General features: G+C 40.1%; 21 protein-coding genes and 1 pseudogene. 9 read left to right on the top strand and 13 right to left on the bottom strand.

All coding sequences use genetic code 11. The features are described 5' to 3' along the window. Positions 1-166 precede the first annotated feature (166 nt). The 3 genes from QE404_RS14640 to QE404_RS14630 all read left to right on the top strand — a co-directional run bounded on the left by QE404_RS14640 (position 167) and on the right by QE404_RS14630 (position 2,339). A complete protein-coding gene (locus QE404_RS14640; protein WP_307451672.1) occupies positions 167-1,324 on the top strand; it encodes a DUF2931 family protein in 1,158 nt (385 codons plus the stop codon). A gap of 142 nt (positions 1,325-1,466) precedes the next feature. Continuing rightward, positions 1,467-1,850, top strand: a complete 384-nt coding sequence (locus QE404_RS14635) for a hypothetical protein (RefSeq protein ID WP_307451670.1) — start codon at positions 1,467-1,469, stop codon at positions 1,848-1,850. Positions 1,851-1,925: 75 nt separating this feature from the next. Continuing rightward, the gene (locus QE404_RS14630) at positions 1,926-2,339 is read left to right on the top strand and encodes a hypothetical protein (protein WP_307451668.1); all 414 of its coding nucleotides are present in this window, start codon (positions 1,926-1,928) and stop codon (positions 2,337-2,339) included. Between the two features lie 17 nt (positions 2,340-2,356). Here the strand turns inward: QE404_RS14630 and ruvC are convergent, their stop codons facing one another. Further along, entirely contained in the window at positions 2,357-2,911 is a 555-nt protein-coding gene (gene ruvC / locus QE404_RS14625; protein ID WP_294205823.1) for a crossover junction endodeoxyribonuclease RuvC, read from the bottom strand. Positions 2,912-3,060: 149 nt separating this feature from the next. Between ruvC and QE404_RS14620 the strand changes: the two genes are divergently transcribed. Then, positions 3,061-3,387: a PadR family transcriptional regulator gene (locus tag QE404_RS14620; RefSeq protein WP_307451666.1), complete on the top strand. Its 327-nt coding sequence runs from the start codon at positions 3,061-3,063 to the stop codon at positions 3,385-3,387. A 46-nt stretch (positions 3,388-3,433) separates the two neighbouring features. After that, positions 3,434-4,009 carry a hypothetical protein gene (locus QE404_RS14615; RefSeq protein ID WP_307451665.1) on the top strand — a complete coding sequence of 192 codons (576 nt, stop codon included), beginning with the start codon at positions 3,434-3,436 and terminating at the stop codon, positions 4,007-4,009. 125 nt (positions 4,010-4,134) lie between these two features. On the opposite strand, the gene QE404_RS14610 is transcribed toward QE404_RS14615, so the two are convergent. The 5 genes and pseudogenes from QE404_RS14610 to QE404_RS14590 all read right to left on the bottom strand — a co-directional run bounded on the left by QE404_RS14610 (position 4,135) and on the right by QE404_RS14590 (position 11,387). Further along, the gene (locus QE404_RS14610; protein WP_307451663.1) at positions 4,135-5,280 is read right to left on the bottom strand and encodes a serine hydrolase domain-containing protein; all 1,146 of its coding nucleotides are present in this window, start codon (positions 5,278-5,280) and stop codon (positions 4,135-4,137) included. A gap of 117 nt (positions 5,281-5,397) precedes the next feature. Then, a complete protein-coding gene (locus tag QE404_RS14605) occupies positions 5,398-6,111 on the bottom strand; it encodes a diphthine--ammonia ligase (protein ID WP_307451662.1) in 714 nt (237 codons plus the stop codon). Positions 6,112-6,137: 26 nt separating this feature from the next. Next, positions 6,138-7,193 (bottom strand): hypothetical protein, encoded by a 1,056-nt coding sequence (locus tag QE404_RS14600; protein WP_307451660.1) that lies wholly within the window; start codon positions 7,191-7,193, stop codon positions 6,138-6,140. 510 nt (positions 7,194-7,703) lie between these two features. Continuing rightward, entirely contained in the window at positions 7,704-7,949 is a 246-nt protein-coding gene (locus QE404_RS14595; RefSeq protein WP_307451658.1) for a hypothetical protein, read from the bottom strand. 89 nt (positions 7,950-8,038) lie between these two features. Beyond that, a pseudogene (locus QE404_RS14590) lies at positions 8,039-11,387 on the bottom strand (methylmalonyl-CoA mutase family protein). A 252-nt stretch (positions 11,388-11,639) separates the two neighbouring features. Here QE404_RS14590 and QE404_RS14585 point away from each other — a divergent pair. From QE404_RS14585 to rpsB, 4 genes are all read left to right on the top strand, one after another. After that, positions 11,640-11,972, top strand: coding sequence for a hypothetical protein (locus QE404_RS14585; protein ID WP_307451654.1), 333 nt, complete (start codon positions 11,640-11,642; stop codon positions 11,970-11,972). A 234-nt stretch (positions 11,973-12,206) separates the two neighbouring features. After that, positions 12,207-12,662, top strand: a complete 456-nt coding sequence (gene rplM, locus QE404_RS14580) for a 50S ribosomal protein L13 (RefSeq protein WP_100075799.1) — start codon at positions 12,207-12,209, stop codon at positions 12,660-12,662. A gap of 5 nt (positions 12,663-12,667) precedes the next feature. Further along, positions 12,668-13,054 carry a 30S ribosomal protein S9 gene (gene rpsI, locus QE404_RS14575; protein WP_072883409.1) on the top strand — a complete coding sequence of 129 codons (387 nt, stop codon included), beginning with the start codon at positions 12,668-12,670 and terminating at the stop codon, positions 13,052-13,054. A gap of 203 nt (positions 13,055-13,257) precedes the next feature. Next, entirely contained in the window at positions 13,258-14,019 is a 762-nt protein-coding gene (rpsB, locus tag QE404_RS14570) for a 30S ribosomal protein S2 (protein ID WP_100075798.1), read from the top strand. A 118-nt stretch (positions 14,020-14,137) separates the two neighbouring features. On the opposite strand, the gene QE404_RS14565 is transcribed toward rpsB, so the two are convergent. From QE404_RS14565 to QE404_RS14535, 7 genes are all read right to left on the bottom strand, one after another. Continuing rightward, the gene (locus tag QE404_RS14565) at positions 14,138-14,602 is read right to left on the bottom strand and encodes a DUF6759 domain-containing protein (RefSeq protein ID WP_307453964.1); all 465 of its coding nucleotides are present in this window, start codon (positions 14,600-14,602) and stop codon (positions 14,138-14,140) included. 30 nt (positions 14,603-14,632) lie between these two features. Beyond that, positions 14,633-15,277 carry a DUF6759 domain-containing protein gene (locus QE404_RS14560; RefSeq protein WP_307451647.1) on the bottom strand — a complete coding sequence of 215 codons (645 nt, stop codon included), beginning with the start codon at positions 15,275-15,277 and terminating at the stop codon, positions 14,633-14,635. A gap of 14 nt (positions 15,278-15,291) precedes the next feature. Beyond that, positions 15,292-15,969: a tRNA (guanosine(46)-N7)-methyltransferase TrmB gene (gene trmB, locus QE404_RS14555; RefSeq protein WP_307451645.1), complete on the bottom strand. Its 678-nt coding sequence runs from the start codon at positions 15,967-15,969 to the stop codon at positions 15,292-15,294. Between the two features lie 68 nt (positions 15,970-16,037). Beyond that, positions 16,038-16,817, bottom strand: coding sequence for a DUF6759 domain-containing protein (locus QE404_RS14550; RefSeq protein WP_307453962.1), 780 nt, complete (start codon positions 16,815-16,817; stop codon positions 16,038-16,040). Positions 16,818-16,996: 179 nt separating this feature from the next. Beyond that, positions 16,997-17,791, bottom strand: a complete 795-nt coding sequence (locus tag QE404_RS14545; RefSeq protein ID WP_307451640.1) for a hypothetical protein — start codon at positions 17,789-17,791, stop codon at positions 16,997-16,999. A 158-nt stretch (positions 17,792-17,949) separates the two neighbouring features. Next, positions 17,950-21,348 (bottom strand): T9SS type B sorting domain-containing protein, encoded by a 3,399-nt coding sequence (locus QE404_RS14540; protein ID WP_307451638.1) that lies wholly within the window; start codon positions 21,346-21,348, stop codon positions 17,950-17,952. 110 nt (positions 21,349-21,458) lie between these two features. Next, positions 21,459-24,284, bottom strand: a complete 2,826-nt coding sequence (locus tag QE404_RS14535; protein ID WP_307451636.1) for a T9SS type B sorting domain-containing protein — start codon at positions 24,282-24,284, stop codon at positions 21,459-21,461. Between the last annotated feature and the right edge of the window lie 79 nt (positions 24,285-24,363).

The following is a 24,363-nucleotide window of genomic DNA, read 5'->3' as shown; positions in this document are numbered from 1 at the left end:
TTTTGACAGTTGAAAAAATTAACGGCTATAGTATCGAAATTTGTACATTTATCAGCAAGTTATACGGGAAGATTAACAAAAGATCAAATGGATAAGTACTTCGGCAGTACAATCTCTGATAGGCTTGATCATATCGGAAGGTTATATGCTAATGAACCTCGATTTAATGAAAACCAAAATGAACGTGCAATACAACCTTACAAACGTTTATTCTACACACCGAAATTATGTAAATAAGATAAAATTAACTCTCATTAGTGCCTTTCTTACTGTGAGTTGTAGTAAAAATACTGAAAAACAAATTCCTGCAGACCATTACAATTGGTCTGCAGGAATTTCTGCTCCAAAATTTTACCCTGCGAGCAATATACTTGTAAAGTTTAACCAAGGAGGTGCTACGGCAAGTGTCCTAACAGGAATAGATCCCGGTTGGGGGGATACTGCAGGAAATTTTATAACAGGAGATAAATACAAAGTATTACCTGAAAATGTATATATACATTATTCTAGCGGAGAAAACAATTTTATTTATGAAGGAGTATTGCAATTGCCTAAGAAGAAAATTTTTTCTCTTTTTAATGAGCGATCTCGTATTAAACACAAAATAGATAATAAAGCGAAAAAATTAGATAACTCTAATTTTCAGTTGATTGTAGGAATGGCGCCTAAAGGTTGGATAAAAATTTGGTTCGAAGGAAATGGAGACTTTGACAAGGTAGAAATTTTAAAAGCACAATTAAAAGGGCGATACGATAGTACTGCTAATGATGAATACCAGTTAAGAAATTTTAAGAATTGGGGTAAATATTATACCTATTGGCAACATCATGGAACACCAGCCAAGGCTTGGGCTAATAATGAAAAAGAATATTATTATGACATAAAATTTGTGACACAAAATAAGGATGCAAAATTAGATAGGAGTTACGTTGTTTCAGCAGATGGATGGTATTCTTCATTTTATACAGAAAAACTATCAGAAGATATTAATGACTTTAGTAATAATGGTTCCAAAGGTAAAATTCCAGTACATTTATCAGTTTCATGGCAGGATAAATCCACTGGAACGTATTATGATACTAACATAGTAATGCCTGAAACATTAAAAAGATTATTTGATGAAACTTATCAGGCTAATGAGAAATTTGCGTATAGTAATTTCATTATCGAGTTAGAAAAGGATAAACAACATGCTGTTGTTTATTTAAAAACAAAAGATAAAATCATAAAACTTTTAAGATTCAAGGGAGAAATCTCATCTAAAGACAATCAGGATTTTGGCGACTATGCTTATGCTAAAGAAATAGAATACTTTATTCCTTAATAAATAAATAGCTGTCTTACAGTCCGAATCTTATAGATTTTAATTTATTTTAGCATAGTATTATTCTCCTGTCTGAAGGAAGGCAAGGGTTTAAAATTTAAAATTAAATCTTATTTCAGGTAATGCAATCTTTTTTTTCTTATTGAAGATATGGATTTTCACAAATAGCATATCAGCATTTCTTTTTGTTTGGGTAAATGACTATGGTATCCATGGCGTTGTGAATTATGATACAATTCTATTTAAAAAAGAGTTTTGGCAGGCTGTTCTTTTTATTGCCATGATGGGTTTAATGTATTCAATCCCGGCAATGCTGATTTTAGGTTTACTCATTAGATTGTGGACAAGAAATAAAGTGATATTAGCTTTTATTTCTATACTCTTAGTTGTGGGTACTTTTTACTGTACAGGTTCTATGGCTTTAAAAAATCCTGAAATGCATATTCCCAGTCCCCCTATTATATATGCCATAGTTACTTCAATATTAGTTTTGATTATAGGATTGGACAAGAAACATACTAAATAATTGTAATAACCTCCAACTCATACCTATCCGCAGAATTTTTCTTATCTTTAGTCATCAATCCACAAAAATCAGAGTATGAAAAATTTAATCAGGGTTTCGGCGGCCTGTCTGGTGTTGGCCTTAACCTCTTGTACCAAGGAAAAGGCTATTGATGATGAACTGAAAGAAGCGGCAGCCAATATGAACAAGCTTACCCCCCAGGTGCTGAGTGATGGCATCCGTTTCGACAGCGTTACGACGGGAAATAAGACATTGAAGTACAATTACACGCTTACTGAAGATACCAAAGAACAGGTAACACCGGAGGAGATCGGGGATTTCAAGCAGGAAGCTAAAAACGGTGCACTAAACAGTTTGAAAACTTCTGCCGAAATGAAGGACCTGAAAGACTATGGGGTAACCTTCAAATACTCTTACTACGACAAAAACGGCAAGCCACTAACTGATTTTACCGTCAGTCCGGAGGAATATAAAGGTAAGGAAAAATAAATCCTGAATCCGGACTGTTATTTAAGGCGGTCCGGATTCTGTTTTAAGAAACTTTCCCATCCCGTATAGGATTTCGTATCTGCAATGGTTCCGGAGTTAAAATGATGGCAAACCGCTACGGCCAGTCCGTCTGAGGCATCAAGGTACTTGGTTGGAAATTCTTTCAATTTCAGGAGGTTTTGCAGCATGCCTGCCACCTGTTCCTTACTTGCATTTCCGTTGCCTGTGATGGCCATTTTGATTTTTTTTGGTGAATATTCCGTAATCGGGATATTCCTGTATAAACTTGCAGCCATGGCTACTCCCTGCGCGCGCCCAAGTTTGAGCATACTCTGGACATTCTTTCCGAAGAACGGAGCTTCCAGGGCTACCTCATCCGGGTGGAATTCGTCGATAAGGGCCAGGGTCTTATCAAAAATATATTTGAGTTTCGTTTCGTGGTTAGGGTATTTTTTCAGCAACAGTTCATGAATGGACACCATTTCCATTACGCCTTTTTTTACTGAAATAAGGCCAAAACCCATCACTGTAGTCCCGGGGTCAATTCCTAAAATTATTTTTTCTGCAATCACTGTCCAAAGATAGTACATCTGTTTTTCTGCTGAAAGTATTCTTTATTGTATCCTTCTATCTTGTTGATTATCAATTCATAAATAATAATTTTTGAAAATAATATATGCATAAGAAAATTATGCATATATTTGTAAGGTATTGATCCAGAATGAAAAAGAATAGTCTCTATAAAGGAACGCTTCAGAATATCATTTTAAAACTTCTCTCCAGAGAAGTAAAAATGTATGGCTACCAGATTACGCAACGCGCTAAAGAGCTTACGGAAGGTGAGCTTCAGATGACGGAAGGTGCTTTATACCCGCTGCTTCATAAACTGGAAAGTGAAGGCATGATCATGTCTGAGGTAAAAGAAATCAATGGGAGAAGCAGGAAATACTATTTGCTGACTGAAAAAGGTAAAACGCAACAGGCGGAACAGGAAACGGAAATGAAGAACTACCTACTGAATTTAGGAAACATTTTTAATATTCAATAATTTAACAACTATGCGCCAAGAAGAAATTCTTCAAATCGAACAGTATTTGAAAAAGAGAAAACTGAGTTCCCAGCTTTACGATGAAGTTCTGGATCACTTTATTATTCAGATCTCAGAAAATATGGATTGTGAGGACATAAGTTTTCAAAAAGCTTTTTATCAGGTACAGCTGGATTGGGCATATGAGCTTGAAATGGTAAAGGCAGATATTTTTTCTTTCAGGAAAATTACCCGTCTAGAAAAGAATACCTTACAGCTGAGATTCAGGAATATCCTCATTTCTTCATTGCTGATATCAATATTGGCCGAATGGATGTCTGTTAGATTTCCTGATACACAATTCTATGTTCAGATAGCTTTGCTATTGACTTTGACTGGTTTTTTAATCTTCAATTTCGCATTCAGGAAAATGAAGTTTTCAGATTATATACAATTGAGTTTCCATCCTCTTCTTATACGGAATATCGTTCTGATTTTTCTTTGTATAGGGACAAGATTTTTCATACTGCCTTACCTGGGAGTTTCCAAAAATCTATTCGGTCATATACCTATGGTTTTCGGACTGATTGTTCAGATACAGCTGCTGTATTTCAATTCCAAAAAGATAAATGTGCTGATATAAAAGTCAAAAAAGAAATATCATTCTAATGATTAACCAAATGAGAACTTTTGTTTAAATACCGGACACAAAAAGGACGGAATCCTATAGCTTTGAAAATCAACATTACATTATTCTGTAAAATATATTTACATTTGATTCTGTTGATGAACATTCATTTCTGAAATAACATTTTCCAAAGCATCGGTAATTTTCTTAATTTCCACATGCGGTCTGAAAGTAAATCCTTTCCCTCTTTCTTCATCCGCGATATTAGACAGGATGATAACAGAAGTTTTTGTTTTAGGATAAAAAATATTTAAAGACGGGGAGCCTTTTACGTAACCGCTGTGAAAATATGTGGCGGGTGTTCCGGGATTGGTCATAATTCCGTCACCATAGCCCATCTTTCCGAAAATAGCATGGTGTCTTTCTGCACTATTGGCCACGAACATCTTCAGGGTTTCAGGACGGAGGATTTTTCCGCTATATAAGGCATTGTTCCATTGATGAAGATCATCGATACTGGACAGGACACCGCCTGCGGGAATACCAATCTCTCTACTGGCAAGCCTTTCCGGCATAGGATGTACCTCTTCAACGATCTTTCCGTTACCCAGATGAGCACCGGCAAAGTTTCCGTTTTGATTTTTAAGTGAACTGCCGGTAGAAGAATGGTTCATGCCTGCTTTTTTAAACAGTTCAGAAATATTTTCGTCATAGGATTTTCCGGTCACCTTTTCCAGAACTTTCCCCAGGGCATTAAACCCGTCATTGGAGTATAGGAATCCTGTACCGCTTTTAAAATGAAGTTTTCCGCCCATGGTATTGAGTCCGGAAGTATGGTTTAAAAGCTGACGGATAGTAATGTTTTCATATTCTTTATTCTGAAAAGCCGTTAAGTATTTTGAAACCTTATCCTCAACATTGAGTTTGCCCTGTTCTTCCTGAAGCAGGATCAATACAGCCGTAAACTGCTTGCTGACCGATCCTATTGCAAAAATGGTCTGGTCATCAATGTCTATTTTTTGTTTGAAATCTGAGAAGCCCTGGTTTTTTCGGTAAAGTTCAACAGAATCTTTGAAAACGGCAACACTTCCGTTAAACTGATATTTCTTAAAAACGGAATCAATCTGATTTCGAAGGAGAGCTTTTTCAAAGGCTGTAACAGTACTGTCGATCAAAAGCTTTCTGTTTGTATCCGAAATTTTTGCAGGCTTAATCTCCTGTTGACAGCTTGTTAATGCGTTCAACAGAAAAATAAATGCAGTAAGTAAGGATAATCTTTTAATCATTGGGTGTTTTCAATCTTCCAGCAATATGTATGCCCTGAAAACTTTATGACTTTTAATCAGGATTTATTCAACGAGAAACTTAGTTGCAATCGTAGTGTTCATATTAACTTTTCCCGTCTAATCACTTTTTATAAGATCACTAAACCAGAAAACATACTCTCCTGATTCTTCGTCTTCATGAGATTTTGGTTTAGGATAGGTTTTTCTGACGGTTTCTCCGATATCAAATGCAACAGGATTTTTAAAAATAGGGCCGTCAAAAGTGAAGGTGTGGAATTCTCCGTTTTCCCCGCATGGATCAACATCATCAGGAAGGTCTTTAAGGAAATCCTGATCAATGATCCTTCCTGCAAAACCTGAATCCAGATAGGTTTCATTGACACAGGTAACAATCGTTTTGAATCCTAAGTCAAGAAATTCATGGATCAGCCGGGTGGTATCCTGCTGCCACAGCGGAAAAACAGCCTGTATCCCCATAGCCTGTAACTGGTTTTCCCGGTATTTCCTCAGGTCTTCCAGGAAAATATCACCAAATATCGAATGGGTAACTCCCATATTCAGGACTTCTTTCATCGTGGTATCCATAATCTGCCGGTATTCCTCCATGGATGGTTCTTTAGGAAGTTCAATTTTGATAAGGGGAAATCCCAGGCTTTCTGCCTGCTGCTCCAAAAGAGCCACCGGAAGGCCATGCATCGAAACACGCCGGAATTCTTTGTTGATACTGGTCAGCAAAGCGGTCATTTCATACCGGTCTTCCTGTAATATCTTGTATAAAGCAAGGGCAGAATCTTTTCCGCTGCTCCAGTTGAAAACAGCTTTTGGCTTCATATTAAATTTTTTAAGGCTTTTTAAACTTACGGCTGGGGAGCGGTTCTTTTATTACCAACCTCTTTGAGCGGTATGAAACCTCCGTTCATATAGTCCAGTTTCTGTTCGAACAGGGTTGAAGAAGGCCCTGAAGCAATCAATCCACCGATAATTCCGAAAAATGCCGATGCCAGTACCACATCTCCTGTTTTCGCCGTAGATTTTATTTTTCCGGTAAAGTAAAAATCTCCATCCTTTTTTTCTGCTGGCGTGAAGGCATCTTCTATGGGAAGATGCAGATAAGGAGTGCCTTTATATACGATCGCATAGATATTATTTTTCCTGATTTCTTTTTCCTTTCCCTCTTCTGCCTCATAGATTTTGATGATTTTAGACGATTTACCGTAAAATTTTACATTGGCAATTTCCTTTGCAGGCTTTTGATCTCTGAATGAAGCATAATCAGGGTAGATTCCGTCCTGAAGTTCAGAAGCATTGTACAGAGTTAATTTCTGTTTTTCTATGTTATCGAAGTTTTTGAGATCGGTAAAAGAATACTGATCTGTTGTTGCTGCTTTCTTTGAAATATTGCGGCTGATAAAATTGCTTACCATATCACTGCCCTTTTTCATGGTGGCTTTAGTTACATCCATAGAAGAATGATCGATCACAGAATCTATTTTATCCAGGTACGAATAGGTGCCGTCGTCATTTTTAGCAAACAGATAGGCCTGGAAGTAACAGTAGCCATGCTCGCTGAATGCTCCCGTAAGTTCTGCAAAATACAGCTGTTTTAAATACATGACAACCGTTCCGTCTTCAGCATTTCCATTATCAAGATCAGTCAGTAAATTCTGGAACTGTCCCGAAAGAGGTGTTGCGGGAACTACTTTTGCCTTGGTATTAAACGCCCCTTTCTGAACGATTCCCAGTGAAGTGGTATCAGTTCTGGCATCGATCAGTTTGAGTTTTTTGTAATAACTTTTTTCCGGTTTCTGATCAGGAAGGCTGATGGAAAAATCCTCGGTTTTTTTCTGGGCAGTCGTAAAAGATGCGGTGATAATACCGCAGAAAAGCAGAATGTTTTTTAAAGAATACTTCATATTGCCTTGAGTTTAATGATTAGCTGTTTTATATTACACAAAAATAGGATTTATATTTTGTATGGCTATCTGCTGTATCTAATATAAAAGTGTTTATTTAAACCTTCAAGATTTTCAAAACCTTGAAGGTTTAAGATGAGGTTAAAATTCAATAATAAGTTCATTTATATCTGAATAATCTTTATGATCAGCATGATAAAGCCTGAAGTATTCCTCACTTTTAAAAAGTTGATAAACAAATTTTCTATTAAGTTTAGTGGGGCTATGGGAAATGATGCTTTTGTAAGAACTCCACGGGTAATCCCAGGTATAGTCTGAAAATCCGTGTTTGACAGGGTTAAAATGGATGTAATGTATTAATTTTTTGAGATAGGCTGGTGAAGAAACTTCTTTTCTCTCAAAATTTTTTTCCAGTAAACTTCCAGTCCTGTTATATCTTTTATTGACAGCTTTAGCGTAAGAATTGAAAAAGTGTCCGAATTGTAAATGGATGTCAATTCTTTTCGGTTTTTAGGTAGCTGTATAGTGCAATTTTTCAATATTAATTTCCTCTGTAGGTTTTACGTAAATGAGCAGGTGAAAGTGGTTTTTCAGTAAAACCCAGGCAATTGTATCACAAAGTGGTGATAGGTACTGGTCATACCGGTTGAGGAAAAATGTATAGTTTTCATTATCAAAGAAAATATTCTGTCCATTATTGCCTCTGTTGTAAATATGATAATATTTCCCTGCTTCCAGAAGAGGTTTGTGATTCATTTTTATTCATGTATTTGTGTGTAAAGTAACCCTTCAAGATTTTCAAAACCTTAAAGGGTTGTATTAAAATTAGCCAGTCTGGCTAAGTACTACATATTTCTTCTATACTTTCCACCCACTTCAAACAGGGCAATTGGTAATCTGGCCTAATGAACAGTATTTTACGGCGTCCATCATCACCTCAAACAGGTTCTGCTGATTGATGGCGGCATACTGTAAATTTTTCAGGGCTTCCTCAGATTTACCGGAATTGGCATTCTGGAAATTATGCAGGGCTTCAATCTGTGCCTGTTTCTCTTCTTCCGTAGAACGGATAACCTCTCCCGGGCGGACTGTTGGTGAACCGTCTTTTCCTAAGAACGTATTTACCCCGATAATCGGATACTCGCCGGTATGTTTCAGCCATTCGTAATGCATGGATTCCTCCTGGATTTTGGAACGCTGGTACATGGTTTCCATGGCACCCAGTACGCCGCCTCTTTCCGTAATACGGTCGAATTCAGCATAAACGGCTTCTTCAACCAGGTCTGTTAATTCTTCAATAATAAATGAGCCCTGAAGCGGGTTTTCATTTTTGGCCAGTCCCAGTTCTTTGTTGATGATCAGCTGGATGGCCATTGCCCTTCGCACGGATTGTTCCGTAGGTGTCGTGATTGCTTCATCATACGCATTCGTGTGCAAGGAATTACAGTTGTCATAGATGGCATAAAGTGCCTGTAAGGTAGTTCTGATATCATTAAAATCAATTTCCTGGGCATGAAGTGAACGTCCGGAAGTCTGGATGTGGTATTTCAGCATCTGACTTCTTTCATCGGCGCCGTATTTCAGCTTCATGGCTTTGGCCCAGATCCTTCTGGCCACACGGCCGATCACAGAATATTCAGGATCGATTCCATTGGAGAAGAAGAAAGACAGGTTAGGGGCAAAGTCGTTGATATCCATGCCTCTGGAAAGGTAATATTCCACATAGGTGAATCCATTAGCGAGGGTAAAAGCAAGCTGGGAAACCGGATTGGCGCCCGCTTCTGCAATATGGTATCCTGAAATGGAAACGGAATAAAAGTTCCTCACTTTTTCTTTGATGAAGTATTCCTGAACATCACCCATAAGCCTCAGTGCAAATTCAGTGGAGAAGATACAGGTATTCTGAGCCTGGTCTTCTTTTAAGATATCCGCCTGAACTGTACCGCGAACCGTTGCAATGGTTTTGGCCTTGATTTCAGCATATGCCTCTGCCGGGATGATTTCATCTCCGGTGATGCCTAAAAGTTGTAAACCTAAACCATTGTTGGAAGGGGGAAGTTCCCCATTATATTTCGGTCTTGCCAATCCTTTCTCATCGAATTTTGCTTTTAAAACATCTTCAACTTTAGATTCCAGTCCGTTTTCTACAATATATTTCTCTACATTCTGGTCAATGGCTGCATTCATGAAAAATGCCAGCAGCATCGGTGCAGGTCCGTTAATGGTCATCGAAACGGAAGTCAGGGCATTTACCAGGTCGAAGCCCGAATATAGTTTTTTGGCGTCATCCAGAGTGGCGATGGAAACTCCTGCATTTCCGATTTTTCCGTAAATGTCCGGCGGAAGGGCAGGGTCCTGTCCATATAAGGTAACAGAATCGAATGCAGTGGAAAGACGTTTGGCCGGCATTTCAGCAGAAACGTAATGAAATCTCCTGTTTGTCCTTTCGGGACCGCCTTCCCCGGCGAACATCCGGGTGGGGTCTTCTCCGGTTCTTTTGAACGGATAAATTCCCGCGGTGTAAGGAAAGCTTCCCGGAAGGTTTTCCTGGCCTTTCCATTTGATCAGGTCGCCCCAGTCGTTGTATTTGGGCAAGGCTATTTTAGGGATTCTCAAATGTGACAGGGATTCAGTTGAAGTCTCTACTTTGATTTCTTTCCCTCTAACAAAATAAGAATAGAACTCAGCATGAAAAGCTTTTTTAGTGTCGTCCCAGGTTTTCAGGAAGTCGATATTCTCCTGCTGAAGCTCCTTTTCAGCCTTCTGGTACTCGGCATCCAGAGTTTCGCTGGAAATAATTTTCTTTACTCCGTCAATATGATACAGGGTTCTCGCCAGTTCTGCCTGTTTTTCAACGGCAGCGTCATATTGCCTGTTGTTTTCCACAATTTCAGAAAGGTAGCGCACCCTTTTTGGAGGGATAATCGTTACCTCTTCCGTGATTTCCTGTTCTGAAAAAGGTTTCAGATTTAAATCAGCAAATTTATCGTTGATTTTAGAAACCAGCCTATTGTAAAGTTCCGTAGTCCCATGGTCATTAAACTGGGAGGCCTTGGTAGCATAAACCGGCATTTCATCCAATGGCTGTTCCCATAAAAGATGGTTTCTCTGGAACTGCTTTCTTACGGCCTGCAGGGCATCCAGCGCGCCTCTTTTGTCAGATTTATTTAAAGCGACCAGGTCTGCATAATCCAGCATGTCGATTTTCTCCAGCTGTGTGGAAGCTCCGTATTCAGGCGTCATCACATACATGGAAACATCGGCAAAATCAGAAACTTCCGAACCTGATTGTCCGATACCCGAAGTTTCCAGGATGATTACATCCGGATGGGCCAGTTTCAGGACATTGAGTGCCGACTGAATGAATGGGGAGACGGAAACATTGTTTTCCCTGGTTGCCATGGAACGCATGTAGACTCTCGGATCATTGATTGCATTCATACGGATTCGGTCTCCTAAAAGTGCCCCTCCTGTTTTCTTTTTGGAAGGGTCAATGGAAATAATGGCGATCTTTTTATCGGTATTGGAGCGTAAGAAACGTCGTACCAGTTCATCTGTTAAAGAAGACTTTCCGGCACCTCCTGTACCGGTAATCCCGATTATCGGGATATGCAGGTCTTTCGACTGCTCATCAATGGCTTTTACCAGCTCCGGTTTTTCATCGGAGAAATTCTCAACCGCTGAAATGATTTTGGCAATGCTTGTCGGGTTTTCAAAGCTGATGGAGTTGAGATCTTCCGCTGTTACTTCCTTACCCGTTGCGAAATCTGACCTGTTTACCAGATCGTCAATCATCCCCTGAAGGCCCAGCTCACGGCCGTCATCCGGGGAATAAATCCTGTCGATTCCGTAATCCATGAGGTCTTTTATCTCTTCAGGAAGGATTACCCCGCCGCCACCGCCGAAAATCTTGATCTGCGGTGAATTCTTCTCCCTGAGAAGGTCATAAATATATTTGAAATATTCATTATGCCCTCCCTGGTAGGAAGTCAGGGCAATTGCATTAGCATCTTCCTGAATGGCAGTGTTTACCACTTCTTCAGCGGATTTGTCGTGACCGAGGTGTATGACTTCACATCCTGTTCCCTGGATGACACGGCGCATGATATTGATGGCAGCATCATGGCCATCAAATAGCGATGCAGCCGTTACAATTCTTACTTTATTGTTTGGAGTATATTTTTGGGTTTCCATAAAAATCTAAAACATTTCTGAATTCTCAAATATAATAATAAAATAACAACCTTTGTTTTATGTTTAATATGTTAATTTTCAATTTGTTATATGTGTAATTGTTTGCGTCTGTTGACCGTTAACAAACATTTGTTAGAAGTGGGAACCTGAAATACACCATGGAATCAGAACTGTTTTAATAAAACCGTCAGTTCATTCTAAATATCTATTCTCAGATTAATTTCTCTATTTTTGCATCCTATTAATATGGGTATGAAAAAGGCTTTATTATATTTTGCTTTGGGCACAGTGATCAGTTTTCTGATCAATTATTTCTTTTACAGTTCAGAGAATATCGCACTGGATATTTTTTATGCAGTTGCTTTCGGCTTTGCCTGGGGTATTGCCTATTATCTGGATACGCCAGATTTTACATTGCCTCAGAAACTTGGGCTTTCATTCGCGGCTATGGCAATATTGGTTTTGATCGGTACCCTTATATTTAATCTTGAGCTGGCTATCCCATCCATCCTGAAATTCTCAACAGTATTTGTCGCCTACTATCTTATTGCAAGCTTCAGGGGCAATAAATCACTTAGAGGCTAAGCCGTAATTTTCCAGATCATGTCCTGCATACCCTGGTCAGATTTAAGACATTACTTTCTTATGATTTGAATGCTTATCATTAGGTTTTAATTTCCAGCTTTCATGTCTGTCATCAGGTTGAAATCTGATCCTATGTCAGCCAATACATAAAATAAGTTTTTTCGTTACAAAAATAATTCATACCTTTGCACACCCTTTTAGGGGGAAATTATGTTTAATCTTTAACTAAAACGTGTGAATACATTAAGTTACAAAACTGTTTCAGCGAACAAAGCTACTGCGAATAAAGAATGGGTTGTGGTAGACGCTGAAGGACAGCCGTTAGGAAGACTAGCTTCTACGGTTGCAAAGATTTTGAGAGGTAAGCACAAAACAAACTTTACACCTCACGTAGATTGTGGTGATAACGTTATCGTTTTGAACGCTGGGAAAGTTACCCTTTCCGGAAACAAGTGGGACGACAAGACTTACATCTGGCATACAGGATATCCTGGAGGACAGAAGTCTATGACTGCGGCTGAACTTCAAAAGAAAGATTCTTTAAAAGTATTGGAAAAATCTGTAAAAGGGATGTTGCCTAAAAACAGATTGGGAGCTGCTTTACTGAAGAACCTTTACTTATATGAAGGAACTGAGCACAAACATGAAGCTCAACAGCCTAAAACAATTAATGTTAACGAATTTAAATAATTAATATGTCTACAGTTCACAAAATCGGAAGAAGAAAAACTTCTGTAGCAAGAGTTTACGTAAAGCCAGGAACTGGTAACATTACAGTAAACGGTAAAGATGCTAAGGAATACTTCTCTACAGATGTAATGGTTTACAAATTAAACCAACCATTTATCCTTTCTGAGACTGTTGGTCAGTATGACGTTACCGTAAACGTATTCGGTGGTGGAAATACAGGACAGGCAGAAGCAATCAGATTAGGGATTTCAAGAGCTTTATGCGAAATCAACGCTGAGTTCAGATTAGCATTGAAACCAGCTGGTTTACTTACAAGAGACGCAAGAATGGTGGAAAGAAAGAAGCCAGGTCAGAAAAAAGCGAGAAAGAGATTCCAATTCTCAAAACGTTAAGAATTGCGATAAGCTTAAAGCAATATGCAATAAGCTTTTTGAAAAACTTATTAAAATTTTTAATTCGCTTCAAAGCCTACGGCTTACTGCCTGAAGCTTAAAGCAACAATTGCCCGTTACGTTTAGCATCCAAACGCTTCTCCCATCTAAAGAAGTTGTTGATTGTTTAAAAGACGGAAAGTAAACTAACAAAAAACAAAGACATGGCAAAAGCAAATGTAAAAGACCTTTTAGAGGCTGGTGTACACTTCGGTCACATGACCAGAAAGTGGAACCCAAATATGGCTCCATACATTTTCATGGAGAAAAATGGTATTCACATCGTAGATTTACATAAAACAGCTGTTAAATTGGATGAAGCTTGCAGCGCTTTAGAAAAATTAACTTCTGCAGGTAAAAAAGTTCTTTTCGTAGCTACTAAGAAGCAGGCGAAAGAAGTGGTGGCAAAACACGCTTCTGAACTGAATATGCCTTATATTACAGAAAGATGGCCGGGTGGTATGTTAACGAACTTCGTTACGATCAGAAAGGCTGTTAAGAAAATGAACTCTATCGACAAAATGAAAAAAGACGGTACGTTCGAAACTTTATCTAAAAAAGAAAGATTACAGGTAGACAGACAAAGAGCTAACCTAGAGAAGAACTTAGGTTCTATCGCTGACATGGTGAGACTTCCTTCTGCAATCTTCGTTGTAGATATCATGAGAGAACATATCGCTGTAACAGAAGCTAAGAAATTAGGTATTCCTGTTTTCGGTATTGTTGATACAAACTCTGACCCAAGAAAAGTTGATTTCGTAATCCCAGGAAACGATGATGCTTCTAAATCTATTGATATGATCCTGAATATTGTTTCAGATTCTATCAAAGAAGGTCAGTCTCAGAGAAAAGCTGACAAAGAAAAATCTAAAGAAGAAGGAGAAGTAGTATCTGCTGATAAAGATGCTGACTTTGATGCTGAATAATTAAAGATTTTCTTTAAAATATTAAAACCATTGGATCAATCCAATGGTTTTTTTGTGATTGAGTAATTCAGAAAATAAGAGAAATGTTCTTCGCATTGAATGCATTTCTGGTCTGCGGTCAGTTTGATAATGTAATGCGGGATGGGCCTGTTATCAGCTTAGTTTTCTGATATACAGCATCACAAACCATTCCCGAAAGATTATAAGTCTGGTTTTTAGGGACCATGACTACTCCGTTTTTCCCGGCCCCAATCGGAATCTTTTTAAAATAATTATTGCCACTGATGGTTAACACAATATTACACCGGGATTTATTTTCGATCATAAAAGACGTTGTGATGCTGTTGGGAGAATCATTTAACAGATCTGTCAGCACAGCGGCTGTTTCAGGCTTATAGGTCTTGCTGAGGTTCTGGTATTCTCGTTCTACCTGGGCTGCAGGAGAGGTGCTGCTACCGGTACTATACGTCCTTGTGACAGGTTTTCTTACAGGATACGTTCTCACGGGAGTATTTTTATTGCCACAGCCGTATGCTATTGCAGCGGCAATGATATAGAGACAAAAACTGAAATGCTTTTTCATAAACTTGCTTTATCAAGTAAATGTAAGCTTTTACTTTTTTATTTCAGCATGTGCGTTTCCGGATGGTGCAGGATTTTGGATCGTAAGTAGCAGGCTTGATGTAATATTTTTGCTGGAAGAGTATATAACATCGCATACATTGCTGGTAAGCTTATAATTTCCTTTGTTGATGACCATAAAATTATCGCCCTTTGCCGGAACGGCCAGATTATAAAAATCCTTTCCCTGGATTCTTAAAATCATATTACAGTCTGAGAGATTCCTGAACAGGATGATAACTTCCTTACTGCTTATATCCTGGTCAAAAAGCGTATTGAGAAGCTTTAGGGTCTTAGCGGTATGCCCTTGTGATGTTGCAGTGATCAGGCGCTTAAACTCTTCTGCTTCAGCAGAACCGGAATTTTTAATGGCATTGCCGGAGATTTCATACATCACAGGCCTGGCTTCCATAGGTTTGGCATCTTTCCTGCCTTTTGTCCATGCCGCATTCTTTAACGCAATGAGCTTAGGCTTCAGGATGCTTCTTCTGGGATCATCAGGATAGGTAGATGCAAGATATTTTTCAATCCTGCTGATGTCTGTTGTCGTCAGAATATCCTCGTTTTCCTTTCTGGCTTTGGTAGGGGAACAGGCTGCCAGTAAAGAAATGAGAACCATCAAAATTGTATTTTTCATCAAATGTTATTTCATCAGTGGATCCGGAATTTTATATAGGTTATGGTTTTGCCTTTCGATGAGAACAGTTCTTCGTAATATGTCCTGATGTCTCGCAGGTGTTCTGTTTTCGGATCGTATTCCGGAGCACCGTAAATATCATGGTGAGCCGTGATGATCTCATGTCCTGCACCCTGAAGATAACCCAATGTATATCCGTGAAGGAATTCGGAGTCGGTCTTTAAATGGATAATTCCGCCTGGCTTAAGAAATTTCTTATAACGTGCTAAAAAATCCGGGTGCGTCAATCTGTGTTTTGTACGCTTGTACTTGATCTGCGGATCCGGGAACGTGATCCAGATTTCATCCACTTCGTTTTCTGCAAAGAAATAATCTACAAGCTCAATCTGGGTTCTTAAGAAGGCAACATTATGCATATTGTTTTCCACTGCTTCCTTAGCACCGAACCAGAACCTTGCGCCTTTAATGTCTATTCCGATAAAGTTCTTTTCAGGAAAAGTCTTGGCAAGACCTACGGAATATTCTCCCTTCCCGCATCCCAGCTCCAGAACGATGGGATGGTCATTTTTAAAGAAATCAGTTCTCCATTTGCCCTTCAGGTCAAAGCCCTGTAAAGCTTCTTCCCGGGTTGGCTGGATGACATTCGGTAATATTTTATTTTCGGCAAACCTTGCTAATTTATTCTTTCCCATGATTGTATAAAAACCCTGCAAAAGTACTAAAATTTATGCACATATGGTCATTACCGATAGGTACAGGATTATTTTGAGGCTGATGTGCCGAGAGAAACCATCACGGGTTTCTGAATGGTTTTCTGGGAAGCATACTGAGCACCACATACGATACTGGTAAACAGGTAGTCACCTTTTTGCACTACTATGGAATTATCACTGCGGGCAGGGATAGGAAGCCTGTATTTAATGGTACCGATACCTTCCATCCGCATGATAATGTTACAGTCTGATTTATTTTCTATCAGGACAATACATTCTTTGCTCATCGGATCATTATCAAACAGGGAATTAAGGATCTTAACCGTTTTATTTTTGTGTTCTACCGGAGATACGGTCATCAGCATATTGAATTCTTCTGCTTCTGCATCCGGTATAGCCGCAGTACTCGCTGCTTCTGCCCCGGTAACAATGGCATTGCTGGGATTGCTGGGCGTGTATGCTACTGTAGGCTGTTTGGCAGCCAGCTCAGCTTTATACTTGGCGATCTGTTTCTGCCTAATGATCGCATTCATCTCATCAAAGGTAATTTTTGTGGACGGCCTTCTTTTGAGCATCGCCAGCCATTCCTGCATCTGTTTGACTTTCTGGTCGGCAGGATGGGCATTTTTGATATACTCCTTCATCATTTCCATTACCCGTGGCTTTAGGACAGACCTGCGGGGATCATCGGGATGGGCATCCCTGAGAAAGGCATTGATTTCGTAGATATTTTTGCTTTTTAAGATATCACTGTAGTCCTTGCCCTTTTTCTGGGCAGAAAGACCGGTAAACAGTACCGTGCTGAAGATTAAAATAAATTTTCTCATTCAGGTCAAATTTTAAGAGATTAAAAAGCCTTGTATTTTTGACCATAGTTTTAAAAGCAACAGTAATCAATGACAGTTTTACATCCCTTCGGTTGAACAAATTTAAAAAAATAATCTTTATGCCAGACAAGTTAACAGTAAATTACATGACAGGACATCAATTCATCAATTCAATACCCTTAAGGTTTACTGATCACTTCCTGAAGGTGAGAGTTCTTTAATCTCCGCTGATAGATCGGTATATATTTTTCGATAGGGACCTTTACGGCTTCAAAATTTCCCACCGATACATAAGGTTCAATATTTTCTGAAGTGTATACAAACTGAAGGAAATTGTCAATAAGATTCTCCGGTATTTTGAATTTAACAAAATAATCCTTGCCCAGATAGTTTTTAATCTGTGTAATGGAGGTATTCATTTTTTCGTAAGCCATATACCGCTGTTTTTTCTTTCTTTCCCCTGAAAGAATGTCATAGATGCTTTCCAGACTGAAAGTCAGTCCGCCATCCCTCAGTCCTGCCACAGGCAGCTGAGGCGGTGTACCGTCTCCTTTAGGTTCAGGCAGCCCGATGACTTTTTTAATGGCCAGTCCTTTATCTTCTTTTCTCAGTGCATTCACATCATATCTGAGGTTGCCGGTAGGTTTGAATCTGCTGATGACAACTTCCTGGATATCGTGGTAGGCAATTTTCAACTCAATCAGGTTCTTCTGATCCAGCATCTGTGGGGATAGTTTAACATCTTTCCTTTCCGTAACAATAGAGGTAAAGCGTATGACATCTCCCGGAGCAGCAGCTAGGGTAAAATTTCCGTTGTAATTGGTCAGAACGGTTTTCTGGGTGTTAAGATTTGTAACATATACCTGATTGAGATAGAAGACAGAATTGTCTTTCATAAAAACTTCTCCGGAAAATTGTTGCGCATTGATTTTGATCAGAAAAATCAGCAGCAGTAGGGTGATACACTTGTTCATATAATGTGGCAAAATTACACAGAAATCCATCAAGTTATATGCATTGAAAACTTTTACAACGGTTAAAGTTATATTAAACTTTTTCCGGTAAATGTTAACGTATGTTATGAGAATGCATACTGTTTACGGATTGATGCAAATTCCCGACCAATAAAGACTTATCTATGTTTTACCAGCAGCCAGCTGGTATATTTAACCGTGGTGGTTCCGCCAAGTTCCGTCCAGCTGATAAAGTACCAGTATGTTGCTGTATTTACAGGTCTTCCGCCCATATTGCCATCCCATGTATACCAGTTAGAAGGTGTGCCCCTGAAAACTTCTGCACCATACCGGTCAAAAATTCTGAATTCAAGGTTTTTATTGTTCATCAGGGCAGAATAGTCTATGTCATCATTAGTACCGTCACCATTAGGCGTGATGGTATTGATCAGGTTAATGATCACGAAGGTTCTTGTCACATCCTCGCAGCGTTTGGAATCCCTGACATACAACGTATGGTTTCCTCTCGGTACATTATTGAAAACGTTCGAACTCTGCCATGTCACTCCGTCCAGTGAATATTCATACGGAGGATTACCGCCGCTTGCGCCTACCGTTACTACCTGGCCATTGATTTCTATAGACGTAATTACCGGAAGCTGAGATTCGGTAACCGATACATGTTGCCGGTATACACATCCCTGATAGGTAAGGTCTACCCAATAATTTCCGGCAGGAACATTGGTGATAGACTGTGACGTCGCTCCTGTGCTCCAATGATAGCTTTCAAAATTTGGTCCTGCATCCAGGTTGGTCTTAGCTTTGGGGCAGATCACCTGGTCAGTGAGAAGATCGGATTTTTTAGGGATTTTAATGGTAACATTAATGGAAGCAATATTAGGGCAGACACCGGTTTTTTCAAATCTTACATATATAGTCTGTGATCCTGTCAGATTGATAGGATTGTTCAGCGGATTCACATCATTCTGTGCTTCCTGAAGACTTCCATGATAAGTTACTGTAACGGCGGGGTCTGTAGTAAACTGGCTGATATAAGACGAAAGGCTGACCTGTTTTATCCCATCCAGGTCATCATCACAGACACTTATGGACAGAGAGGTTTTCTGTAATGGAATTTTCGATCCTATCGTAAAATTCAGTGGTTTAATTACCGGTGCACATCCGTTCGGAGACTCTACCCGGATGTAAATCGTTGTCGCTGTCGTATAGCTCCAGGTATTGGGCAGGATATTATTATTGCCTGCTGTAGCGTCGCTAAGATTAGCATAATACCGGACATTGGTAAAATACGAAGGGTTGTTCAGGACAATAGCAGTAATGTCTGATAGTGTTATGGTAACGGTTCCGTCAAGGTTATCATCGCAAAATGCTCCTGTGTAGTTTTCTGTTACTACTGCCAGAGGGAAGAGGGTAAGGGTAATCTGGGCAATGCTTTTACAGTCCAGGTTATTTTTTACCACTGCATATATGATCGTACCGTTAGCGGCTGTGTACGCTGTAGGGGTTGTGATCAGTGCAGCTGGATTTTCGTTCTGTGCATCTGTTAATGTAGGGTAATAAGTAACGGTTGTCCCGGAACTGGAGGTGACATTGGCGGTAGTCAGGTTAAAAGTTCCCTGGCCATTGACTGTGCAGGCAGAGAGTGAAGCGTTGGTTACGGTTAGGACCTGAATATTGATGTTTACAGTAACCGTTTCACAATCCGGAAAGTCGATGTTATTACCGCAGAAAGTGTAGGTAAAAGTGTCGGTTCCGGTTGTTCCCGGATTATTTACGATGTAGGTGATAACACCTGTCGCTGGATTTACGGTAGCTGTTCCCAACGTTGGAGCTGTGGTAATCGCAGCTGTGGAAGGAACCGGAGTCTGTGTTGAACTGCTGAATGCCGGAGTTATGGTTTTGGAAGTACATACATCATAGATGGCAGTACTCTGTTTGGTGCAATTTAAGACCTTAAATTTTTCAGTGATCAGCGGGGCACAGCTTCCCATGGTTACCGAACAGGTATAATATCCGGATTGGGTAGGCGTGTAGGAAGATGATGTAGCCCCGGGGATGGGCGTATTGTTTACAAACCACTGGTACGTGTCGTAGATTATAGGGTCTACAGTAAGAACTATCCCCGGCGCACAATCGCCACCGGATTTCAGGATGACTGGCTGGGTAGGAAAGCCCGCAAAGAAACCGCCGTAACCCACAGCGTCTGTTCCTGCCGTAATTCCTGCTGTAATCGCTTTGGTTGAAGTAATCGTAAGTGTCCCTGTTACATTGGGGATTCCGTAGGTAACCCAATTATTGGTTCCTGTCATATCAAAGGGACCTGTAGAAACAGGAGGTACGGCACCATTGACGTTAACGACAGCGCCTCTTTCGGTGATCAGGTTCAGCTTAGTGGGAATATTCAGGATACCAGAAGGGTTATTGATAGAGTAGACAAAATTTTCATTGATCAGTCCCAATTCGTCAATCTTCTTGGGCAGGTAACAGTTGAGCGCAGGAATAAAATTAAAGCCGCCGGTGGCCACTTCATTGGAAGGATTGGAATCGCCAGCCAGGATCTGATACACATAAGCATTTTTGGAGGTCCTGATGTACAGGTTGTAGTGACTGCTGCCGTGAAGCTGGTATTTTGAATCCGGGACAACAAAATACTGCCCCGTATTTAAAGTGGTCAGCGCAACCGTTTCGTTATTGACGAATATTTGGGTATTATCTTCTGTAGCAATGATGATGGCACCTTCCATATTGGAGCCTATACTTCCGTTTCCTTTTACCAGGGCAAATTCATTCCCCAGCCTTTCCACAGGGACGGACTGGTCCATCAGGATGTCCGAATTGTTCTGGAAACTTCCTGCATATTGACCGTTAAAATTTCCGTTCGTAATATTGACCGGCTTGGTGGAAGTAATATGCGCTCCGATAAAGCCATTGAAATTTCCTGCAATAGTACCAATACCGTCTATAATGTAAGACTGGCCTTTATTCAAAGTAAATGTAAGCGTGGGATTGGTTGCTCCGGTTGTTCCGTTGGAAAACTGAACCGTATTTTTATAGCCGGTTATGGTTACCGTGGTATTGTCCTCCGTTGCCAGCACGCTGGTCATAAAATTCAGGATCTGGTTGTTTACGCTGATAGGAGCAGTAGCTACATAGAAATTTTTACCGGTAGAAGGAATTCCTTTGGATGTAATGATTTCGGCATGATTCATAACAGAAAACCGGAGGTTGGCGTAAAAAGGAAACTCCGCTTTCAGATACAGTCCTTTTGTTGTAGGAGTAAAAAGGTCCGTCTGTAAAGTAGTAATGATATAATTCCTGAGTACGTCAAATTTCTGAGGATTGTTTTTACTGATTGTTACCGTACCGATTAGGATATTATTGTTATAAATGCTTACCGGAAACGGTGTTGTTCTGTTGGTGGACAGGTACAGTCTCTGGTAAGGATTCGTCGCTGTAGTCCTGTCTACCATAGGTGCAAACCAGTGTTCCCTGTCCAGCTGGGCAAAAGTACAGATGAAAACAAAAAACAGGAATATAAAAGATAGAATTTTCTTCATTCAGTGACCGCTTTTGTCACAAATTTAATAATAAAAACGGTTGATCGCCTGAAAAATAATAAAAAACCGCGGTAGGTATACCGCGGTTTTTAAAAGTAAGGGGAATATTTTCAATCCCTGTTTTTCACCATGATCCATCCGGTGTATTTTACAGGTGTCTTTTTGTCATTATTTTCATTCCAGCTGATGTCAAACCAGTAGTTTCCGGTAGATACCTTCTTTTGTCCGTTGATGTGCCCGTTCCATTGGTATCCGTTGGTTTTATTGCCCTCGTGGATTTTGGTTCCGTAACGGTCATAGATGCTGAACTTGAAATTCGGTTTATGCGCCAGTGCCGAATAATCCAGGATATCGTTGATACCATCGCTGTTAGGGGTAATCACATTAATAAGATTAGGAACTGTGATGGTTACATGGATGGGCTCACAGTCATAGGCATCTTTTACATACACGGTTCCATCTCCTCGCGGTACTTCGTTAAAAACATTAGACTGCTGCCAGTGGATATTATCCAGTGAGTATTGGTATGGTGCAGTACCGCCTACAGTATATACCGTGACGGTGCTATTGCTGATTTCTATATTTGAAATCACAGGCTGCTCTGAAGCATATACTTTGACCGTCTGAACAGCTACACAGTCTCCGGTTTTAAGCTTTACCCAGTAAGTTCCTACGCCCACATTACTTATGGAAGATGTTGTGGCCCCTGTGCTCCATTCATAGGCAGCAAACCCTGTACCTGCATCCAACGTCGTTTTGTCTTCTATGCAAATAATTTTATCCATAAGCACACTGGAGGTTACCGGAGGGAGAACCACAAGGGTAACTTCAGCGACCCTGTAACAGCCATTGGCATTGATCACTTTGACATATACGACTCCATTAGGAGCAATATAGTTGGCCGGATTGCCGATCTCATTGGTCCCATTAACGGCGTCTGTAGGAGATGGATAATATTTTTTGGTGATGCCGTTTTCAGTAGTTACTCCTGCAGCGGTAAGATTGAACAATGCCGTAGCCGGATTGCTTTCTATAAAGCATGACCTTAGCGTAGCATTGTTGACAACAGGGCTTTTGGAAACGGTAAGGGTTAAGGTCACCTGTTCACAGTCGACAAACTCAGGGGCATTGCCGCAGAATTTATACACAAATGTATCATTTCCGAAATAACCGAAATTCGGTATATAAGTGATGACGCCATTAGGATCAATGCTAGCTGTCCCGTTTGCAGGAGGAGTTACGATGGTTACCGATCCTGGCACATAGGTTTGTGTAGAATTTGTGAAATCAGGAACGATTGTTTGATATCCTTCACATACCGTCATAGACTTATTCGTTTTCTGGAGGCAGGTAAATACCTTATATACCGGCGTAATGGCGGGCGGGCAGGATCCTACCGTAATTTTAACGGTATAATTCCCTGCGACTGTCGGCGTGTAAGTATTACCGGTTGCCCCGGAAATAGGGTTTCCGTTCAGGTACCATTGGTAGGTATCATAACTGTCATCCACTTCCAGCTTAATTCCGGGAATACAATCTCCGGTTTGTTTAGAGATTAACGGAATAGAGGAGAACCCGGCAAAATATCCGCCATATCCTGCAGTGCTGTAACCGCCGTTGACTCCTGCTGTTACAGCTTTTGTGGAAGTAATGGTTACATTTCCTGTAATTCCCTGCATGGCATATGTCACCCATTGAGTATTTCCCGTAAGAGGAAAAGGCCCTTGGGCCGCTGTAGGTGTAACACCGTTTACAGTTACTGCTGCACCGGCTTCTGTAAGAATGTTGAGCTTTAATGTTACATTGCCGTTGTATGAAGGCATTTCGTTGATCTTTCCTATTTCATCGATTTTTCTGGGAAGGAAGCAGTTTAATGGTGGAATATAATTATATCCTCCGGTATTATTGGCAGAGCCCGCTCCTATAAGCTGATATAGATATACATTCTTTGTGGTACGGATGTATATATTGGAGTGACCTCCTGCCTGTGTAGCATATGCATTGGCTAGAATACGGTAGTATTCGCCTTCATCAATCGTGGCGATAGGGGTTGTGGAATTGTTGATATAAATCCCTGTATTATTTTCCGTAGCAATAATGATCCCGCCTTCCATATTGCTGGGGCTCGTAGATATGCTTTTTACCATGGCAAATTCGTTACCCAGACGCTGGGTCGGGACAGACTGGTCCATAATAAGGTCCGAGCCGTCACTGGAAGTGGTTGTTGCATAAAATCCGTTGGAATTACCATTAGTAACAGATATAGGTTTATCGGCAACAATTTTAGCACCAATGAAACCTTCCCGGTTGGCAATTACATTTCCCAGGCCGGCTAAGATATACGATTGCCCTTTATTAAGGGTAATAGTAAACGTAAGCGGTGTAGGTTGGGATACATTGATAAACTGTATATTAGGATCATACCCGGAAACGGTTACTGTCGTATTGTCTTCTGTAGCCATGATCCCTGTAGTGAAATTATTCGAAGAGGAGCTTACGGTCATGGGTGTCGCAGCAGCATAAAACTGTGTTCCGATGCCTGCTTTACCCTTGGAAGTAATAATCTCGCCATGAGAAGAGTTATAAATCCTGAGGGATGCAAAATAAGGTCTATCCCCTTTTGTATATACCCCGAGATTAGTAGGTACTGCAGCGCTTGAAGAAGCTATTGTCCGTATGTACTGAGCCCCTAATGAAAACATCTGAGGATTTCCCTTGCTTATGTTTACCGTTCCTATTACAGCATTATTGCTGTAAATCTTTACTTCAAACGGTGTGGTGGAGTCTGTAGAGAAGTACAGTCCATGGATGTAATTGGTTGAAGAGGTAGACGAGCTGTCATAATAGGGAGCAAACCAATGGTCAGTATCCCTTTGGGCAAAAAGTATATTAGCAGTAAAAAAAATACATAGAAAAGTGAATAAAAATTTTTTCATAGGCTGGAATTAGGATTTGTATTGTATTTGATAATTTACGTATAGTAATAAAAACCACGATTGGTGTAATCGTGGTTTT

It is taken from the genome of Chryseobacterium camelliae, from assembly GCF_030818575.1.
Classification (GTDB): domain Bacteria; phylum Bacteroidota; class Bacteroidia; order Flavobacteriales; family Weeksellaceae; genus Chryseobacterium; species Chryseobacterium camelliae_A.
This window is presented reverse-complemented; position numbering and strand designations above follow the sequence as displayed.

Coding starts and splice junctions, on each gene's coding strand:
- QE404_RS14565 (WP_307453964.1), bottom strand. CDS start 14,602: ATGAAAAAGCATTTCAGTTTTTGTCTCTATATCATTGCCGCTGCAATA.
- QE404_RS14630 (WP_307451668.1), top strand. CDS start 1,926: ATGAAAAATTTAATCAGGGTTTCGGCGGCCTGTCTGGTGTTGGCCTTA.
- QE404_RS14540 (WP_307451638.1), bottom strand. CDS start 21,348: ATGAAGAAAATTCTATCTTTTATATTCCTGTTTTTTGTTTTCATCTGT.
- QE404_RS14605 (WP_307451662.1), bottom strand. CDS start 6,111: ATGAAGCCAAAAGCTGTTTTCAACTGGAGCAGCGGAAAAGATTCTGCC.
- QE404_RS14610 (WP_307451663.1), bottom strand. CDS start 5,280: ATGATTAAAAGATTATCCTTACTTACTGCATTTATTTTTCTGTTGAAC.
- trmB (WP_307451645.1), bottom strand. CDS start 15,969: ATGGGAAAGAATAAATTAGCAAGGTTTGCCGAAAATAAAATATTACCG.
- QE404_RS14600 (WP_307451660.1), bottom strand. CDS start 7,193: ATGAAGTATTCTTTAAAAAACATTCTGCTTTTCTGCGGTATTATCACC.
- QE404_RS14560 (WP_307451647.1), bottom strand. CDS start 15,277: ATGAAAAATACAATTTTGATGGTTCTCATTTCTTTACTGGCAGCCTGT.
- QE404_RS14550 (WP_307453962.1), bottom strand. CDS start 16,817: ATGAGAAAATTTATTTTAATCTTCAGCACGGTACTGTTTACCGGTCTT.
- QE404_RS14620 (WP_307451666.1), top strand. CDS start 3,061: ATGAAAAAGAATAGTCTCTATAAAGGAACGCTTCAGAATATCATTTTA.
- QE404_RS14640 (WP_307451672.1), top strand. CDS start 167: ATGAAAACCAAAATGAACGTGCAATACAACCTTACAAACGTTTATTCT.
- QE404_RS14595 (WP_307451658.1), bottom strand. CDS start 7,949: ATGAATCACAAACCTCTTCTGGAAGCAGGGAAATATTATCATATTTAC.
- QE404_RS14545 (WP_307451640.1), bottom strand. CDS start 17,791: ATGAACAAGTGTATCACCCTACTGCTGCTGATTTTTCTGATCAAAATC.
- rpsI (WP_072883409.1), top strand. CDS start 12,668: ATGTCTACAGTTCACAAAATCGGAAGAAGAAAAACTTCTGTAGCAAGA.
- QE404_RS14585 (WP_307451654.1), top strand. CDS start 11,640: ATGAAAAAGGCTTTATTATATTTTGCTTTGGGCACAGTGATCAGTTTT.
- QE404_RS14535 (WP_307451636.1), bottom strand. CDS start 24,284: ATGAAAAAATTTTTATTCACTTTTCTATGTATTTTTTTTACTGCTAAT.
- rpsB (WP_100075798.1), top strand. CDS start 13,258: ATGGCAAAAGCAAATGTAAAAGACCTTTTAGAGGCTGGTGTACACTTC.